This window comes from Streptomyces longisporoflavus (assembly GCF_014649775.1).
Classification (GTDB): Bacteria; Actinomycetota; Actinomycetes; order Streptomycetales; family Streptomycetaceae; genus Streptomyces; species Streptomyces longisporoflavus.
On the sequence record NZ_BMTR01000020.1, the window covers coordinates 94,252 to 112,347 of the forward strand.

Here is an 18,096-nt window from a genome sequence, read left to right on the forward strand (position 1 = left end):
TTCTACTGTTCATACACCGCTCGGTCCCCACAGGTTCCCAACCCCGCTCCACCGACCCGCGGACGTCAGTCCCAGGAGCCCAACGCCGAGGGCAGCGCCTCGATCTCCGCCAGATCCGCGCCGGTGAGCCGCACCGCCGCCGCCCCCGCGTTCTCCACCGCCCAGCGCTCCCGCTTGGCCCCGGGGATCGGCACCACGGCACTGCCCTGCGCGAGTACCCAGGCGAGGGCCACCTGCGCCGGTGTCGCCCCGTGCCGCCCGGCCACCCGGCGCAGGCCCACCACGAGCGACTGGTTGGCCGCCATCATCTCGGCGGTGAACCGGGGGTGCCGGGCCCGCACGTCGTCCGGCTCGAAGCCCTGCCCCGGCGTCAGCGTCCCCGTGAGGAAACCATTCCCCAGCGGCATCGCCGCCAGAAAGCCGACCCCGCGCGCCGCGCACCACGGAAGCAGCGTCTCCAGGGCCTCGCGCGACCACACCGACAGCTCGGCCTCCACCGCGCTGACCGGAAAAACCTGCTGGATCCGCTCCAGCTGCCGGACCGTCCCCTCGTGCAGCCCCCTGCCCTCGCGCCGCGAAGCACGCGCCCCCACCGCGCAGAGGCCGAGCGCCCGCACCTTCCCCGCGGCGACGAGTTCGGCCATCGCGCCCCAGGTCTCCTCGACGGGCACCTCGGGGTCGGCACGGTGCAGCTGGTACAGGTCGATCGTCTCGGTCTGCAACCGCCGCAGCGACGCGTCGCAGGCCCGCTTCACATAGCCGGGGCGGCCGTTGGCGACGATGTGCTGCTCGCCGACCAGGAGCCCGCACTTGGTGGACACGAAGGCCTCGGCCCGCCGCTCCTTCAGCGCCCGTCCCACAAGGAGTTCGTTGGTGAACGGCCCGTACATGTCCGCCGTGTCAAGGAGGGTCGAGCCCTGGTCGAGCGCGGCGTGCACGGTGCGCAGCGACTCCTCGCCCCGCTGCCGGGAGCCGGTGTACGCCCAGCTCATCGGCATGCAGCCGAGCCCGACCGCACCCACCTCGAGCGCTGCCGCGCCGATCCTCCTGCGGTCCACCTGGCCGTGCCCTCCCACCTCATGTCAGAGCGGCCCCCAACGTAACCTCTGCCTCCCCTCGCGTGGCGTGCGGCCTCCGCGCATTAGCCTCCTGACCATGACGACAGACGTATGGCTCCCCTACGCCGCGGACGAGATCGAAGGCCTGCCACCGGCCGCCGAAGCCGGGCTCAACTACCGCTACTGGGACGGCGGCCCGGACTTCCCCGCGGACCCGGCCGACTGCGTGTTCTACGTGGTGCCGTATCTGAAGGGCGCGGAGACCTCCGTACGACCGCTGCCCGGGATGACGTCCGTACGCGCCGTACAGACGCTCACCGCCGGCATCGACCATGTGCAGGCCGGGCTCAAGTACCTCGCTCCCGGCGTGCAGTTGTGCAACGCCAAGGGCGTGCACGAGGCCAGCACCGCCGAGCTGGCGCTCGCCCTGGTCCTCGCGTCCCTGCGCGGAATCCCGCGGTTCGTTCAAGGGCAGCGGCAGGAGGAGTGGCGGTCCGGGTTCTATCCGGCGCTCGCCGACAAGTCCGTGCTGATCGTGGGGTACGGATCGATCGGTTCCGCCATCGAGGACCGGCTCGCCCCCTTCGAGTGCGCGCGGGTGGCGCGCGTCGCGCGCTCCGCCCGTGCCACGGAGCGCGGCCCCGTGCACCCGCTCGCCGAATTGCCGGCACTGCTGCCCGGGGCCGATGTGGTCATCCTCTCCACGCCCCTCACCGACACCACCCGTGGCCTGGTGAACGCCGACTTCCTGGCCCGTATGAAGGACGGCGCCCTGCTGGTGAATGTCGCGCGCGGCCCCGTCGTCGACACCAAGGCGCTCCTGGCCGAACTGGAGAGCGGCCGGATCACCGCCGCCCTCGACGTCACCGATCCGGAACCGCTGCCCGCAGGTCACCCCCTGTGGCACGCTCCTGGAGTGCTCATCAGTCCGCACGTGGGCGGATCGACGTCCGCCTTCCTGCCCCGCGCCAAACGCCTGCTCGCCGCGCAGCTGACCCGTCACGTCGCCGGGAAACCCCTGGGGAACGTGGTGCTCACGACCGGTTCCCGACCGACGGGCTAGCGCACGAACCCGCAATCGGCCAGGGATCGTTCGAGCACGCTGCGCACCCGAGCGTGCGCGCCCCGTGTCCACACTCTCGTCCGCCGTCACTGAGCGTACTGAACCTATGTCCCTGAGTGACGAGACTGGTGTATCGTCCCGACAGGGGATGCGCCGTGGACCTTTTTCGGCGCCGGGGACGAGGCATCAGACGCGAGGGGGGCGACGGGCGATGTACGGCCAATGGGCGAACGAACCGACGCGGCGAGACTGCCGGCGGCGACTCTCACGGAAGCCGGCCCGCAGTCGGACGCGCGAGGGTCACGCACACGAAATCCCGGAGTCGACCAGTCACGGGAGGCGGACGGGCACAGGGGCGGTACGGACCAGGGCGGCCCGGTGAGCACCCGTCCGTCACCCGCCACCGCCCTGGACGGCGGCAGCGGCCTGACGGCGCCGATGCGGCCCCGAACGCCACTGACCCGGCGCCCCGCCACCGGCGGCGGAGCAGGCCTGGCCTCCCAGATCGCGCTCCTCGTGCTCTGCGGCGGCTATGCCACCGGGGCCGCGCTCGGCTGGGGCTCGACCCGAGCCGCCCTGATCATGGGCGACTTCGGTCTGAGCATCGCCGCCGCGGCAGCCGCGGTCTCCTGCTTCCGCTACTCCCGCACCCGTCGCAGCCGCTTTCGACCCGCCTGGCTGCTCTTCGCGCTCTCCTCCGCGATGGCGTCCCTGGGCAACGGCGTATGGGGCTGGTACGAAGTCGTGCTCGAACAGCCGGTGCCCAGCCCGGGCCTCGCCGACCTGTTCTTCCTCTGCTTCGCGCCGCCCGCCATCATCGGTCTCCTCGTGCTCGCCAAGCGCCCGGTGACCAAGGCCGGTTGGGTCTGCCTGGCGCTCGACGCCTGGCTCATCGGCGGCTCGCTGCTCACGCTCTCCTGGAGCCTGGCGCTCGCGCACACGGCGCAGTTCGAGGGCCAGAGCGTCGCACACGCCGCGCTCTCGCTGGCCTATCCGCTTCTGGACATCGCGCTGGTCAGCATGGTCCTCGCGCTGCACTTCAGACGATCCGCCGGCAACCGCACGGCGGTGAATACGGCGATCGGCGCCCTCGCGCTGACCGTCATGTGCGACGCGATGTTCACCTCGCCCCTGCTGCACGCCAGTTACCGCTCGGGGCAGATGCTGGACGCGGGCTGGTTCGCGGGATCGCTGCTCCTGGCGTACGCACCCTGGGCCGTGCCCCGGCAGAAGTCCGGGGACGACGCGCAGCCCGGGCGCGAGGAGTCCGACGGCGCCCCCAAGGGCATGCGGGGCGCCCCCACCCGGCCGATCGCCGGCTCACTGGCCGCGCTCACCCCGTATCTGGCCGCCGCCGTCTGTACGCTGGGGATTCTGTACAACGTGCTCAGTGGTCGCAGTGTCGACGAAGTCGTGCTCTTCACCGCGGGCACGGTCGTGCTCGCTCTCGTCGTGCGCCAGGGCATCATGCTCCTGGACAACATCACCCTCACCCAGGAACTGGCCCAGAAGGAGAACCACTTCCGGTCCCTGGTGCAGGGTTCGAGCGACGTGATCATGATCGCCGCCCCGAACGGCATACTCCACTACGTCAGCCCCGCCGCCGCCGGTGTGTACGGCCGCGAGGCCGAGGACCTCATGGGGTCCGAGCTGGCCTCGCTCATGCATCCCGAGGACCTGGGCCGCGTGGTGCACGAAGTCCGCAGATTCCTCGCCGCGAACCCCGTCGAGGAACCCACGACCCGCATCGAGTGCCGCTTCAAGTCCGGCGACGGCGAGTGGCTGAACGTGGAGTCCACGGTCAACCGCCACCAGGGCGGCCTCATCTTCAACAGCCGTGACGTCACCGAACGGGTCCGGCTCCAGGCGCAGTTGCAGCACAACGCCGAGCACGACCCGCTCACCGACCTGCCCAACCGCGCCCTGTTCACCCGCCGGGTCGGCCAGGCGCTCACCGGCCGCAGAGTCACCGACCGGGGCACGGCCGTGCTCTTCATCGACCTGGACGGCTTCAAGGCGGTCAACGACACCATCGGCCATCAAGCGGGGGACGAGCTCCTCATCCAGGCGGCCCGTCGCCTTCAGGAGGCCGTCAGGTCCGGGGATTGCGCGGCCCGGCTTGGCGGCGACGAATTCGCCGCGCTCATCGTGGGCGACGGCACCCGCGACCAGGCCGCACGCGAGCAGCACATCTACGAACTCGCCGACCGTCTCAGAATCACCCTCTCCCAGCCGTACGCCATCGACGGCAACGACGTGCGCGTGGCGGCGTCCATCGGCGTGGCCTTCGCCGAGCCCGGCCTCGGAGCGGGCGAGCTGCTGCGCAACGCCGACCTCGCGATGTACCGCGCCAAGGCCGCGGGCAAGGGACGCGTCGAGCTGTACGCCCCCCAGATGCAGGCCGACGTCGTCCGGAAGGCGGAGCTCGCGACACGGCTGCGCACCGCGCTGCACGACGGCGAGTTCGCCCTGCTCCACCAGCCGGTGGTCTCCCTGGCCGACGGACGCATCACGTCCGTCGCCGCCCAGGCGCGCTGGCGCTCGGCGCAGGGCATCCTCTTCACGCCCGCCGAGTTCCTGCGCGTCGCCGACGCCTCGGACGCCCAGGAGAGCGCCCGGACGGCCGAACTGGGCCGCTGGATGATGGAGGAGGCCGTCCAGCAGGCCGCGGAGCGCGGCCGTACGGGTCACGCGACGCCGGTCACCGTCCGCGTCAGCGCGCGGCGCCTCCTGGACCGCTCCATGCCGCTCGGCTCCATCGAGGCACTCCTCACGCGCTACGGCCTGCCCTCTGGGGCGCTCATCATCGAGCTGGCCGACAGCGACCCCCGCGTCTCCCTGGACGATCTGGAGCGCCGCCTGACCTCACTGCGCAGGCTCGGTGTGCGTATCGCCCTGGACGGCTTCGGGAGCGGCTATGCCGCCATCACCGCGCTGCGGCGGCTGCCCGTCGACGTACTGAAACTGGACCGGAGTCTCGTCGACGGCGTCGTCGAGTCCGCGCGGCTGCACAAGATCACCGCCGGGCTGCTGCGCATCGCCACCGATCTGGGGCTGCGCTCCGTGGCCGACGGCGTCGACCGTCCGGAGCAGGTGACCGCCCTGCGCGCGATGGGCTGCACCCACGGACAGGGCATGGCGTTCTCCGGGCCGCTCGACGAGTACCGCCTGCGCCGCGCGCTGTCCCTCGGCGAGTATCCGGTGCCGCGCGGGCCCGCGGAGGTGGTCCTCGCGGGCGCTCCTCCGGTGGGATTCGGGGGAGGTGTCGAGTCCTTCCTGCGCTCACATAATGAGACCCCCGTCCCACCTACTTGACAGGCGCTGTGCGCCGGGGAGAGGGTCAATGCCATGCGCACCCGAATTCTCGTACTTGGAAAGCGCGTCGGCTGAAGCTGGGACTCACCGGTCCGACGACCGGAATCCCGCAACCGCACCGACGCGCTCCCCTCGCTTGCCTCCCGGCACGAGGGGTTTTTTGTTGCACCGGCACCCGCCAAACCCCCGCAAACACCCCGCAAAAACCCTCAGCTTCGAGAAGAGAATGCCGATGACCGAGCAGGCCACCGGGGCCCACCATCCGCAGCCGCGGCCCCGATCCTCAGGACAGCAGTCCGCCCCCGTCGAGCACGTCACGGGCGCGCAGTCCCTCATTCGTTCTCTCGAGGAAGTCGGGGCCGACACGGTATTCGGCATTCCCGGCGGTGCCATCCTTCCCGCGTACGACCCGATGATGGACTCCACCCGCGTCCGTCACGTCCTGGTCCGCCACGAGCAGGGCGCGGGCCACGCGGCCACCGGTTACGCGCAGGCCACCGGCAAGGTCGGGGTGTGCATGGCGACCAGCGGCCCCGGTGCGACCAACCTCGTCACGCCGATCGCCGACGCCCACATGGACTCCGTGCCCATGGTCGCGATCACCGGCCAGGTGGCCTCCAAGGCCATCGGTACGGACGCCTTCCAGGAGGCGGACATCGTCGGCATCACGATGCCGATCACCAAGCACAACTTCCTGGTCACCAAGGCGGAGGACATCCCGGCGACGATCGCGGAGGCCTTCCACATCGCCTCCACCGGCCGTCCGGGCCCCGTCCTTGTCGACATCGCCAAGGACGCCCTCCAGGCGCAGACCACCTTCCAGTGGCCGCCCACCCAGGACCTGCCCGGCTACCGCCCGGTGACCAAGCCGCACGCCAAGCAGATCCGCGAGGCCGCGAAGCTGATCACCAGCGCGAAGCGGCCCGTCCTCTACGTCGGCGGCGGCGTCATCAAGGCCCACGCCACCGCCGAGCTGAAGGTCCTGGCAGAACTCACCGGAGCGCCCGTCACCACCACACTGATGGCGCTCGGCGCATTCCCCGACAGTCACGAGCTGCACGTGGGAATGCCGGGCATGCACGGAGCGGTCACCGCCGTCACCGCGCTGCAGAAGGCCGACCTGATCGTCGCCCTCGGAGCCCGCTTCGACGACCGCGTCACCGGCAAGCTGGACAGCTTCGCGCCCTTCGCGAAGATCGTCCACGCCGACATCGACCCGGCCGAGATCGGCAAGAACCGCGCCGCCGACGTGCCGATCGTCGGTGACGCCCGCGAGGTCATCGCCGACCTGATCCAGGCGGTCCAGGCCGAGCACACCGCGGGGATCAAGGGCGACTACACCGCCTGGTGGGCCGACCTCAACCGCTGGCGCGACACCTACCCCCTCGGCTACACCCAGCCCGAGGACGGTTCGCTCTCCCCGCAACACGTCATCGAGCGCGTCGGGCAGCTCGCCCCGGCGGACACGATCTTTGCCGCGGGCGTCGGCCAGCACCAGATGTGGGCCGCGCACTTCATCGAGTACGACAAGCCCGCCACCTGGCTCAACTCCGGCGGCGCGGGCACGATGGGCTACGCGGTCCCGGCCGCGATGGGTGCCAAGGCCGGACAGCCCGACCGTACGGTCTGGGCGATCGACGGCGACGGCTGCTTCCAGATGACCAATCAGGAACTCACCACCTGCGCCCTGAACAACATCCCGATCAAGGTCGCCATCATCAACAACGGCGCCCTCGGCATGGTCCGCCAGTGGCAGACGCTGTTCTACAACCAGCGCTACTCCAACACCGTGCTGCACAGCGGTCCCGAGGACGTCGGCCCCAACAAGGGCACCCGCGTCCCCGACTTCGTGAAGCTGTCCGAGGCCATGGGCTGCGTGGCACTGCGCTGCGAGCGCCCCGAGGACCTCGACAAGGTCATCGCCGAGGCCAACGCCATCAACGACCGCCCCGTGGTGGTCGACTTCATCGTCCACGAGGACGCCCAGGTGTGGCCGATGGTCGCAGCCGGCACCTCGAACGACGAGGTCATGGCCGCCCGCGGGGTCCGCCCCGACTTCGGCGACAACGAAGACGACTGAGACCGAGAGCGAAAGAGAGACCACGAGTCATGTCCACCAAGCACACGCTCTCCGTCCTGGTCGAGAACAAGCCCGGTGTCCTCGCCCGGATCACCGCCCTGTTCTCCCGCCGCGGCTTCAACATCGACTCCCTGGCCGTGGGCGTCACCGAGCACCCCGACATCTCACGCATCACCATCGTCGTGAACGTCGAGGACCTGCCGCTCGAACAGGTCACCAAGCAGCTCAACAAGCTCGTCAACGTCCTGAAGATCGTCGAACTGGAGCCGGCCGGCGCCGTGGCGCGCGAGCTGGTGCTCGCCAAGGTCCGCGCCGACAACGAGACGCGCTCGCAGATCGTCGAGATCGTCCAGCTGTTCCGCGCCAAGACCGTGGACGTCTCGCCCGAGGCGGTCACCATCGAGGCCACAGGCTCCAGCGACAAGCTGGAGGCGATGCTCAAGATGCTGGAACCCTTCGGCATCAAGGAGCTCGTCCAGTCCGGCACCATCGCCATCGGCCGCGGCTCCCGCTCCATCACGGACCGCAGCCTGCGGGCGCTCGACCGCTCGGCCTGAACAAGCCTGGCCCGAGCCGTCGGTCCGCCCGTATGGCGAGACCTGAAAACTTTCTTCCCCCGCCCGCCGTACGGTGGGTCGCAACACCGCACACATAGGAGATTTCCAGTGGCCGAGCTGTTCTACGACGACGACGCCGACCTGTCCATCATCCAGGGCCGCAAGGTCGCGGTCATCGGATACGGCAGCCAGGGCCACGCCCACGCGCTGTCGCTCCGTGACTCGGGTGTCGATGTCCGCGTCGGTCTGCACGAGGGCTCCAAGTCCAAGGCCAAGGCCGAGGAGCAGGGCCTGCGCGTGGTGACCCCCTCGGAGGCCGCCGCCGAGGCCGACGTCATCATGATCCTGGTCCCGGACCCGATCCAGGCCCAGGTCTACGAGGAGTCCATCAAGGACAACCTCAAGGACGGCGACGCGCTGTTCTTCGGTCACGGCCTGAACATCCGCTTCGGCTTCATCAAGGCCCCCGAGGGCGTCGACGTCTGCATGGTCGCCCCCAAGGGCCCGGGCCACCTGGTCCGCCGTCAGTACGAGGAGGGCCGCGGCGTTCCGTGTATCGCGGCCGTCGAGCAGGACGCGACCGGCAAGGGCTTCGCGCTGGCTCTCTCGTACGCCAAGGGCATCGGCGGCACGCGTGCGGGCGTCATCAAGACGACCTTCACCGAGGAGACCGAGACCGACCTCTTCGGCGAGCAGGCCGTGCTCTGCGGTGGCACCGCGGCGCTGGTCAAGGCGGGCTTCGAGACGCTGACCGAGGCCGGCTACCAGCCGGAGATCGCGTACTTCGAGTGCCTCCACGAGCTGAAGCTCATCGTGGACCTCATGTACGAGGGCGGCCTGGAGAAGATGCGCTGGTCGATCTCCGAGACCGCCGAGTGGGGCGACTACGTCACCGGCCCCCGCATCATCACGGACGCCACCAAGGCCGAGATGAAGAAGGTCCTGACCGAGATCCAGGACGGCACCTTCGCCAAGCAGTGGATGGACGAGTACCACGGCGGTCTGAAGAAGTACAACGAGTACAAGACCCAGGACGAGAACCACCTCCTGGAGACCACCGGCAAGGAGCTCCGCAAGCTGATGTCTTGGGTGAACGAAGAGGCGTAAGCCGCAGGGCTCGAGGGCCGGGACCGCAGTCCCGGCCCTCTCGTCCATCCCCGGAGGGACAGCGGACGATCTCGTTGTCCACCCCGTCCAGCCACGGACGGGTGATCCTTCCACCGAGGCGTAAGACACCCGTCAGTACGCCACTACACTGCTTTCAACATTCGCGTCAGGCCCACAGCGTCGTGCGTCTTCCACGCGGCAAGCACCCTCCACCGCATGCGGCCGTCGGGACGGCCGTCCGCATTGGACCTGTGAGGACTCACGTGAGCACTGCTGCCAACGGCAAACCGGTCGTACTCATCGCTGAAGAGCTGTCGCCCGCAACTGTCGACGCCTTGGGCCCGGACTTCGAGATCCGTCAGTGCAACGGCGCGGACCGCGCCGAGTTGCTGCCCGCCATCGCCGACGTGGACGCCATTCTGGTCCGCTCCGCGACCAAGGTCGACGCCGAGGCCATCGCGGCCGCCAAGAAGCTGAAGGTCGTCGCCCGCGCGGGCGTGGGCCTGGACAACGTGGACGTTTCCGCCGCCACCAAGGCCGGCGTCATGGTGGTGAACGCCCCCACCTCGAACATCGTCACCGCGGCCGAGCTCGCCTGTGGCCTGCTCATCGCCACCGCCCGCAACATCCCCCAGGGCAGCCAGGCGCTGAAGGCCGGCGAGTGGAAGCGCTCCAAGTACACGGGCGTCGAGCTCGCCGAGAAGACCCTCGGTGTCGTCGGCCTCGGCCGCATCGGCGCCCTGGTCGCCCAGCGCATGAGCGCCTTCGGCATGAAGGTCGTCGCCTACGACCCGTACGTGCAGCCCGCGCGCGCCGCGCAGATGGGCGTCAAGGTCCTCTCCCTCGACGAGCTGCTCGAGGTCTCGGACTTCATCACCGTGCACCTGCCCAAGACCCCCGAGACGGTCGGTCTGATCGGCGACGAGGCCCTGCACAAGGTGAAGCCCGCCGTCCGTATCGTGAACGCCGCACGCGGCGGGATCGTCGACGAGGAGGCGCTGTACTCCGCGCTCAAGGAAGGCCGCGTGGCCGGTGCCGGCCTGGACGTGTACGCGAAGGAGCCCTGCACGGACTCCCCGCTCTTCCAGTTCGACCAGGTCGTCTGCACCCCGCACCTCGGTGCCTCCACGGACGAGGCGCAGGAGAAGGCCGGTATCGCCGTCGCCAAGTCGGTGCGCCTCGCCCTCGCCGGTGAGCTCGTGCCGGACGCCGTGAACGTCCAGGGCGGTGTCATCGCCGAGGACGTGCGCCCCGGCCTGCCGCTCGCCGAGAAGCTCGGCCGGATCTTCACCGCGCTCGTCGGCGAGGTCGCAGCGCGGCTCGACGTCGAGGTGTACGGCGAGATCACCCAGCACGACGTGAAGGTGCTCGAACTCTCCGCGCTCAAGGGCGTGTTCGAGGACGTGGTCGACGAGACCGTGTCGTACGTGAACGCTCCCCTCTTCGCCCAGGAGCGTGGCGTCGAGGTCCGTCTGACCACCAGCTCGGAGTCCCCGGACCACCGCAACGTCGTCACGGTGCGCGGCACGCTCACCGGCGGCGAGGAAGTCTCGGTCTCCGGCACCCTGGCCGGCCCCAAGCACCTCCAGAAGATCGTCGCCATCGGTGAGTACGACGTGGACCTGGCGCTCGCCGACCACATGGTCGTCCTGCGCTACGCGGACCGTCCCGGTGTCGTCGGCACCGTCGGCCGTGTCCTCGGTGAGGCGGGCATCAACATCGGCGGCATGCAGGTCGCCCGCGCGGACGTGGGCGGCGAGGCGCTCGCCGTCCTCACCGTGGACGACACCGTGCCGCAGTCGGTGCTGAACGAACTCGCCGCGGAGATCGGTGCGGAGTCCGCGCGTGCGGTGAACCTCGCGGACTAGTCGCCCGCGTCTCGGTCGCCGGTTCATCACCGGCTTCGCCGAGTTCGTCCTCAAACGCCGGACGGGCTGGATTCCTCCAGCCGGTCCGGCGTTTTGGCTGTACGGATCTGCCTCAGCGCCGCCGCCGACAGTGCCGCCGCGGCCAGCAGCACCGCCGCCCCCGCGAACGCCGCGACACGCATGCCGTCGGTGAATGCCTCACGGGCCGCTGTGGTCAGTGCCGAAGCCGCCTGGTCCGGCAGGTGCCGGGCCACGGCAAGCGCGCCGCCGAGCGTCTCGTGGGCCTCGGCGGGGGCCGTGTCCGGGATCTCGGCGCGGTAGACCGCGTTGCCGATGGAGCCGAGTAGTGCCATGCCGAGGGCGCCGCCGAACTCCTGGCCCGTTTCCAGGAGCGAGGAGGCCGAGCCCGCCTTGTCCGCCGGGGCGGAGCCGAGGGCCAGGTCGGTGAGTTGCGAGCCGATGATCACGGCGCCGCAGGCGAGGAGAGCGGCCGCGGCGAGGACGGTCCACAGCGCGTCGGTGCCGGCCAGGGTCAGGAGACCGAACCCGCTCGCCGAGACGACGAAACCGGTGGCCACGACGGAGGCGCGGTTCACCCCGCGCTGCACGAGGGCTGTGGCGACGGGCGCGGCGAAGCCGATGGGGATCGAGGGCAGCAGGCCCCACAGCGCGGCTTCGAGCGCGCTCTTGCCGAGTACCGACTGCAGATACTGCGTGGTGAAGTACGCCGAGCCCATCATCGCCAGGGACGCGACCAGGTTCAGCAGCACCGCGGGGGCGAAACCGCGGCCACGGAACAGCGCCGGGGATATCAGCGGGGAGGCTGTCGTGCGCTGGCGGTGGACGAAGAGGGCGGCGAAGACGAGGCCGACGGCGAGCGATGCGGCGTACGGAGGTTCGAGGCCCTCGGCGGCCATCTCCTTGAGGCCGTAGACGACGGGCAGCACGGCGGCCATGGACAGCGGCACGCTCAGCAGGTCGAAGCGGCCGGGCTCGGGGTCCCTGGACTCCGGAATGAGGACCGGTGCGAGGAGCAGGAGCACCACCATCGCGGGCAGGTTGACCAGGAAGACCGAGCCCCACCAGAAGTGTTCGACGAGGACGCCGCTCATCACCGAGCCGAGCGCGACGCCGGCCACCATCACGCCGGACCAGATGCCGATCGCCTTCGCGCGCTGTCCGGCGTCGCGGAACATCGTGCGGACCAGGGCCATCGTGGACGGCATCAGGGTCGCGCCGCCGATGCCGAGCACCGCGCGGGCCGCGATGAGCAGTTCGGCGCTGTCGGCGTAGGCGGCGGTGAGGGAGGCCGCGCCGAAGGCGAGAGCGCCGAACATAAGCAGCTTGCGGCGGCCTATGCGGTCGCCGAGCGAGCCCATCGTCATCAGCAGGCCCGCGAGCACGAACGCGTAGATGTCGAAGATCCACAGCTGCTGGGTGCCGCTGGGCTCCAGGTCGGCGCTGATCGCGGGGACCGCGAAGTAGAGGACGGAGACGTCCATCGAGACCAGGAGCAGCGGCAGCATCAGGACGGCGAGCGCGGCCCACTCCTTGCGGCCCGCGCGCTCCGGGATCGCCGAATGCGCTTGTTCGTATGTCGAGTTCGTCATGGGCAGGACTGTACGGGCGTATAAAACAGTTGTCTAGTACGGTCGTATAGAACGAACGTATGGGACGTGCGTATGGATCGGGAGTAGGCTGGCGGGCATGGGACACCGTGAGGATCTGCTCGAAGGCGCCAAGCGCTGCCTGCTGGAGAAGGGCTTCGTGCGCACGACGGCCCGCGACATCGTGAAGGAGTCCGGCACCAATCTCGCGTCCATCGGCTACCACTACGGCTCAAAGGACGCGCTGCTCGCCGACGCGTACGTCGCGCTCATCGAGCCCATGGGCGACGGGTTCGAGGGTGCGGTCGACGTGGCCGGCGCACCGGAGAGCGGTGGTCTCGAAAGGTTCCGGGAGACTTGGGCGAACGTCATCCGCTCGATCCCCGAGTCCCGGGCGATCTGGATGCTGAGCCTGGAGGTCGTCACGCAGCAGGAGCGGCTCGCGGGCGTTCGCGAGCTGCTCGCCAAGGCGCAGGTGGAGGGGCGGCGCGGGCTCGCCGCGGTGTTCACCGGGATCGCGGAGAGCGACCTGACCGAGGATGTCGTGGAGACCGAGGGGCGCTTCTATACGACGCTGCTCAACGGCCTGATGGTGCAGTGGCTGTTCGACGAGGCGTCGGCGACCGATGCGGAGCAGCTGACCGAGGGGCTGCGGCGGGTGACGGGGCGGGTGTCGGGGGAGTCCTGAAGTGCCTTGCGCGGGGCGGGAGTTGCGCCTGGCGCGGAGGTGCGCCGGGCGTCGCGGTGACTACAGCCGTGATGCCTTCAGGAGCATGTGCAGGAGCAGTCGGTCCTCGCCGTCGTCCAGGTCCAGGGCCGTGAGCTGTTCCACGCGGGAGAGGCGGTAGTACAGCGTCTGGCGGTGGATGCCCAACTCCGCCGCCGCGCGGCCCGCTTGGCCCGCGCAGTCCAGGAACACCTCCGCGGTGCGGGCCAGTTCGCGGTGGGCGGGGGAGAGCAGGGCGCGGGCCGCCGGGTCGTCGGCGGCCTCCGGGGGCAGTGACGTGAGCAGGCGGTAGGGGCCCACTTCCGACCACTGGGCCACCGGGGCGAAGCGCGGTTCGGCGCGGGCCGCGCGAGCCGCCGTGGACGCCTCCCACCAGGCGGCGCCGAGCTCTTCGAGGCCGTGCCGGGCGCTCGCGATGCCCGCCGCCGCGGAGCCGGCGGACTCCAGGAGCCGGGTCGCCGCCGACACCGCCGGGGTGGGCACGTCCGCCGAGCGCAGCCGGACCAGGACCGCGAGGCTCTGGCCCGCCGTGCCCCAGGGCACGGTGCACAGGGCGGTCGCCCCCTGCACCGTACGGACCGAAGGGGCGGAGTCCGGGTCGGCGGAGGGCCAGGGCGCCACGCACACCACCGCGTGCAGGCCCTCGCCGCGCGGGCCGAGTGCCGTGCGCAGGTCGGCCACGGCCATGTCCCGCTGCCAGCCGCGCTCGGCGGTCAGGACGGCCCGGAACTCCCGGGTCAGATCGGCGCCCGCCTGCACCTCGTCGGCGAGCAGCGCGCCGATGCGGGCGGCGACCTCCATGGCGGCGGTCAGCTGGGCGTCCGTGGGCCCGGGATCGTCGTCGAGCAGCCATACGTAACCCAGGGCGAACCCCCGATGCCGTACGGGAAGGCAGATCCGGCCGCGGTGGACGCCCGCCTCCGGAGTGGGCGGGATGCGGATCGGGGCCGTCGCGCGGGTGATGCCGAAACTCTCGAACCAGGTGCGGACCTCTGCCGTGGAGCGGCGCGTGAGGATCGAGCGGGTGCGCACCGGGTCGAGAGCCGTCGCGTCGAAGTCGGTGTCGCCGCTGTCGTGCGCGCCGAAGGCGATCAGCTCGAAATCGCGGTTCTCCAGCGTCGCCGGGGCGCCGAGCAGGGCCGAGATCTCGTCGACGAGTTCCTGATAATCACCTTTCACACTGTCCATTCTGACGTAGTTCGACCCCACCTTCAGACAGATGTCTGAGATCCAGGGCACGGATGCGTGACAGCTGTCGATGGCACCGGATCGGCGGGATCCTTAAGTTTCACGGTGGTTCTCCGTGCCGTACCGGTTCGTTCTGCATATATCCAGGTATGGCCCCGTATCTACTCTCCGTGGAGGTGCCCGTGCTGGGTCCCGTGATCCTCGCCGCGTCGCGCAGCGACCAGATGCGCCGTTTCGTGTCGGCGGCCCCGGGCACCAAGCAGGTCGTCGACCGCTTCATCGCCGGTGAGACCGTGGACCAGGTCGTGCCGATCATCACGGACGCCGCCGACAAGGGCCTTGAGGTCACCCTCGACGTCGTCGGCGAGGACATCACCACGCCCGAGCAGGCCGCCGCCGCGCGCGACGCCTACCTGGAGCTCATCGAACGCCTCAAGGACCTGGGGCTCGGCGCGAAGGCCGAGATGTCCGTGAAGCTGTCGATGTTCGGCCAGGCGCTCGAAGGCGGTCACGAGCTGGCCCTCGCCAACGTACGGCCCGTGGTGATCGCCGCCGCCGCGATCGGCACCACGGTCACCCTGGACGCCGAGGACCACACCACCCTCGACTCGATGTTCGCCATCCACGAGGAGCTGCGGAAGGACTTCCCGCAGACCGGCTGCGTCATCCAGTCCTACCTCTTCCGTACCGAGGAGGACGCCCGCCGCCTGGCCGCCGCGGGCAGCCGCGTACGCATCGTGAAGGGTGCCTACAAGGAGCCCGCCGAGGTCGCGTACCAGGACAAGGCGGAGATCGACAAGGCGTACGTGCGGATCATGCGCATCCTGATGGAGGGCGACGGGTACCCGATGATCGGGTCCCACGACCCGCGTCTGATCTCCATCGCACAGGAGCTCGCACACCGCGCCGGGCGCAAACTGGACGAGTACGAATTCCAGATGCTGTACGGCATCCGCAGCGACGAGCACCTGCGGCTCGCGGCCGAGGGGCACCGGATGCGGGTGTACACCGCCTACGGCACCGACTGGTACGGATACTTCATGCGCCGTCTCGCGGAGAAGCCGGCCAACCTGCTCTTCTTCGCCCGCTCCATCCTCACCAAGGGCTGAGCTCCCTTACCCCCGACCCCCCTTAAGGAGATAAGGACTCATGGACGCTGTGACCCAGGTCCCCGCGCCGGTCAACGAGCCGGTGCACGGCTACGCACCCGGTTCCCCGGAGCGTGCCCGCCTCGAGACGAAGCTCAAGGAGCTCGCCGAGAACCCCATCGAGCTGCCGATGACCATCGGCGGCGTCAAGCGCCTCGGTGGCGGCGAGCCCTTCCAGGTCGTGCAGCCGCACAACCACAAGGCCGTCATCGGCACCGGCCGCGGCGCCACGCAGCAGGACGCGCAGGACGCGATCGACGCCGCGCTCGCCGCCGCTCCGGCCTGGCGCGCGATGGCCTTCGACGACCGCGCCGCGATCATCCTGCGCGCCGCCGAGCTGCTCTCCACGACGTGGCGCGAGACCATGGCCGCGTCCACGATGCTCGGCCAGTCGAAGACCGCCCAGCAGGCCGAGATCGACACGCCCTGTGAGCTGATCGACTTCTGGCGCTTCAACGTCAAGTACGCCCGTGACCTGCTCGCCGAGCAGCCCCCGGCGAACGCGACCGGCGTCTGGAACCGCCTGGACCACCGCCCGCTCGAGGGCTTCGTCTACGCGATCACGCCGTTCAACTTCACCGCGATCGCCGGTAACCTCCCGACCGCCCCGGCCTTGATGGGCAACGTGGTCGTGTGGAAGCCGTCCCCGACGCAGACGCACGCCGCCGTGCTGCTCATGCAGCTCCTGGAAGAGGCGGGCCTGCCCAAGGGCGTCATCAACCTGGTGACCGGTGACGGCAAGGCCGTCTCCGAGGTGGCCCTGACCCACCGCGACCTGGCGGGCATCCACTTCACCGGCTCCACCCCGACCTTCCAGCACCTGTGGAAGACGGTCGGCGAGAACATCGCCAACTACCGCACGTACCCGCGCCTCGTCGGCGAGACGGGCGGCAAGGACTTCGTCGTCGCGCACCCGTCCGCGGACCGTGCCGTCCTGAAGACCGCGCTGACCCGTGGCTCCTTCGAGTTCCAGGGCCAGAAGTGCAGCGCCTCGTCGCGTGCGTACATCCCCGCCTCGATCTGGAACTCCGGCTTCAAGGAGGAGTTCGCGGCCGAGGTCGACGGCATCAAGATGGGTGACGTCACCGATCTGTCGAACTTCATCGGCGCGGTCATCGACGAGCGCGCGTTCGCCAAGAACAAGGCGGCCATCGACCGTGCGGCGGCCGACCCGACCTGCACGATCGTCGCGGGCGGCACGTACGACGACTCGGTCGGCTACTTCGTCCGTCCGACCGTCGTCGAGTGCTCGGACCCGGCCAACGAGGTCTTCACCACCGAGTACTTCGGTCCGTTCCTCGCCGTGCACGTCTACGAGGACGACAAGTACGAGGAGATGCTGACCCAGATGGAGTCGGCGTCGGACTACGCGCTGACCGGGTCGGTCATCGCGGGTGACCGTGCCGCGGCGGCGTACACGATGGAGAAACTGCGGTACGCCGCGGGCAACTTCTACATCAACGACAAGTCGACCGGTGCGGTTGTCGGGCAGCAGCCCTTCGGTGGTGGGCGTGCGTCCGGTACGAACGACAAGGCTGGTGCGCCGCAGAACCTGCAGCGGTGGACGCTTACCCGTGCCATCAAGGAGACGCTGGTGTCTCCGACGGAGTACGGCTACCCGCACATGGGCTAGCCCCTCTCGGGGCTCGCGCCCCTCTTTACCCCGCCTCCGGCCCGGGCCCCACCCCGGTCGGGGGCGGTGTTTTTTGCCTGCGGGGTTTTTCCGGTGGCCGGGGGCTTTTCCCGTGCCGGGGGCTTTTCCCGCCCACCCGCCCGGCGCCCTGCGTCCCGTCCTGGGCGAACAGGCTTTTCCCGCCCACCCGCCCGATTGCCCCGCGTGCCACCCGTGCCAAGAAGGGGGCCAAGAGGGGGGGGAGCTGCGGGGCGTGGGCGGATGGGTGGGGTTGTGGTTGGGGGTTTGGGGGTTGGGAGTTATGGGGTTGTCGGGGGGTGGGGGGATGACGCTGCTGAGATCACCTCGTCCAGTACCTCTCTGGCTCTCAGCAGTTCCTCCACCATGCCGTCGATCCGGGCCCGTTCCACCGACAGTTCCTGCACCAGCCATGGCGTGGCGGTTTCCGAGGGGCCGCCGTCCTTGTCCCGCATGCAGGGGAGGAGCTGCACGATTTTGGCGCTGCACAGGCCCGCCGCGAAGAGTTCCTGGATGCGGATGACGCGGTCGACCGCCGTATCTGGGTAGTCGCGGTGGCCGCCCGGTGTGCGGTCCGCGTACAGCAGGCCCTGCTTCTCGTAGTAGCGCAGGGAGCGCTCGCTCACCGCCGTGCGCTGTGCCAGTTCGCCGATCCTCATGTCACCCGTACCTCCGCACCCGAAGTACCTCCGCACTTGAATCTGACACCAGTGTCAGCTTCTACCGT

General features: G+C 69.9%; 13 protein-coding genes. 9 read left to right on the forward strand and 4 right to left on the reverse strand.

The genetic code is table 11. The features are described from left to right. Nucleotides 1-65: 65 nt before the first annotated feature. A complete protein-coding gene (locus IE226_RS32680) occupies nucleotides 66-1,058 on the reverse strand; it encodes an aldo/keto reductase (RefSeq protein ID WP_190085046.1) in 993 nt (330 codons plus the stop codon). A gap of 97 nt (nucleotides 1,059-1,155) precedes the next feature. On the opposite strand from IE226_RS32680, the gene IE226_RS32685 reads away from it, so the two are divergent. The 6 genes from IE226_RS32685 (at nucleotide 1,156) to serA (ending at nucleotide 11,048) form a co-directional block, all read left to right on the forward strand. Then, nucleotides 1,156-2,121 (forward strand): 2-hydroxyacid dehydrogenase, encoded by a 966-nt coding sequence (locus IE226_RS32685; protein WP_190085047.1) that lies wholly within the window; start codon nucleotides 1,156-1,158, stop codon nucleotides 2,119-2,121. Nucleotides 2,122-2,499: 378 nt separating this feature from the next. Next, nucleotides 2,500-5,436 (forward strand): putative bifunctional diguanylate cyclase/phosphodiesterase, encoded by a 2,937-nt coding sequence (locus IE226_RS32690; protein WP_373307081.1) that lies wholly within the window; start codon nucleotides 2,500-2,502, stop codon nucleotides 5,434-5,436. 232 nt (nucleotides 5,437-5,668) lie between these two features. Beyond that, complete coding sequence (locus IE226_RS32695) at nucleotides 5,669-7,516, forward strand: acetolactate synthase large subunit (RefSeq protein WP_190085048.1); 1,848 nt, start codon at nucleotides 5,669-5,671, stop codon at nucleotides 7,514-7,516. Nucleotides 7,517-7,545: 29 nt separating this feature from the next. Continuing rightward, nucleotides 7,546-8,073 carry an acetolactate synthase small subunit gene (gene ilvN / locus IE226_RS32700; RefSeq protein ID WP_160507374.1) on the forward strand — a complete coding sequence of 176 codons (528 nt, stop codon included), beginning with the start codon at nucleotides 7,546-7,548 and terminating at the stop codon, nucleotides 8,071-8,073. A 108-nt stretch (nucleotides 8,074-8,181) separates the two neighbouring features. Beyond that, complete coding sequence (gene ilvC / locus IE226_RS32705) at nucleotides 8,182-9,180, forward strand: ketol-acid reductoisomerase (RefSeq protein WP_190085049.1); 999 nt, start codon at nucleotides 8,182-8,184, stop codon at nucleotides 9,178-9,180. A 263-nt stretch (nucleotides 9,181-9,443) separates the two neighbouring features. Continuing rightward, nucleotides 9,444-11,048: a phosphoglycerate dehydrogenase gene (gene serA / locus IE226_RS32710; RefSeq protein WP_190085050.1), complete on the forward strand. Its 1,605-nt coding sequence runs from the start codon at nucleotides 9,444-9,446 to the stop codon at nucleotides 11,046-11,048. Between the two features lie 50 nt (nucleotides 11,049-11,098). Here serA and IE226_RS32715 read toward each other — a convergent pair whose 3' ends face one another. Further along, a complete protein-coding gene (locus IE226_RS32715) occupies nucleotides 11,099-12,658 on the reverse strand; it encodes an MFS transporter (RefSeq protein ID WP_190085051.1) in 1,560 nt (519 codons plus the stop codon). 97 nt (nucleotides 12,659-12,755) lie between these two features. Between IE226_RS32715 and IE226_RS32720 the strand changes: the two genes are divergently transcribed. Beyond that, the gene (locus IE226_RS32720) at nucleotides 12,756-13,343 is read left to right on the forward strand and encodes a TetR/AcrR family transcriptional regulator (RefSeq protein ID WP_190085052.1); all 588 of its coding nucleotides are present in this window, start codon (nucleotides 12,756-12,758) and stop codon (nucleotides 13,341-13,343) included. A gap of 60 nt (nucleotides 13,344-13,403) precedes the next feature. Here IE226_RS32720 and IE226_RS32725 read toward each other — a convergent pair whose 3' ends face one another. Further along, nucleotides 13,404-14,570: a PucR family transcriptional regulator gene (locus IE226_RS32725; protein WP_190085053.1), complete on the reverse strand. Its 1,167-nt coding sequence runs from the start codon at nucleotides 14,568-14,570 to the stop codon at nucleotides 13,404-13,406. A gap of 182 nt (nucleotides 14,571-14,752) precedes the next feature. On the opposite strand from IE226_RS32725, the gene IE226_RS32730 reads away from it, so the two are divergent. Together IE226_RS32730 and pruA are read left to right on the forward strand one after the other, a co-directional pair. Beyond that, nucleotides 14,753-15,679, forward strand: a complete 927-nt coding sequence (locus IE226_RS32730; protein WP_190085085.1) for a proline dehydrogenase family protein — start codon at nucleotides 14,753-14,755, stop codon at nucleotides 15,677-15,679. Nucleotides 15,680-15,719: 40 nt separating this feature from the next. Continuing rightward, nucleotides 15,720-17,351 carry an L-glutamate gamma-semialdehyde dehydrogenase gene (pruA, locus tag IE226_RS32735; protein WP_190085054.1) on the forward strand — a complete coding sequence of 544 codons (1,632 nt, stop codon included), beginning with the start codon at nucleotides 15,720-15,722 and terminating at the stop codon, nucleotides 17,349-17,351. Nucleotides 17,352-17,650: 299 nt separating this feature from the next. On the opposite strand, the gene IE226_RS32740 is transcribed toward pruA, so the two are convergent. Continuing rightward, nucleotides 17,651-18,028, reverse strand: coding sequence for a MerR family transcriptional regulator (locus IE226_RS32740; RefSeq protein ID WP_190085055.1), 378 nt, complete (start codon nucleotides 18,026-18,028; stop codon nucleotides 17,651-17,653). Between the last annotated feature and the right edge of the window lie 68 nt (nucleotides 18,029-18,096).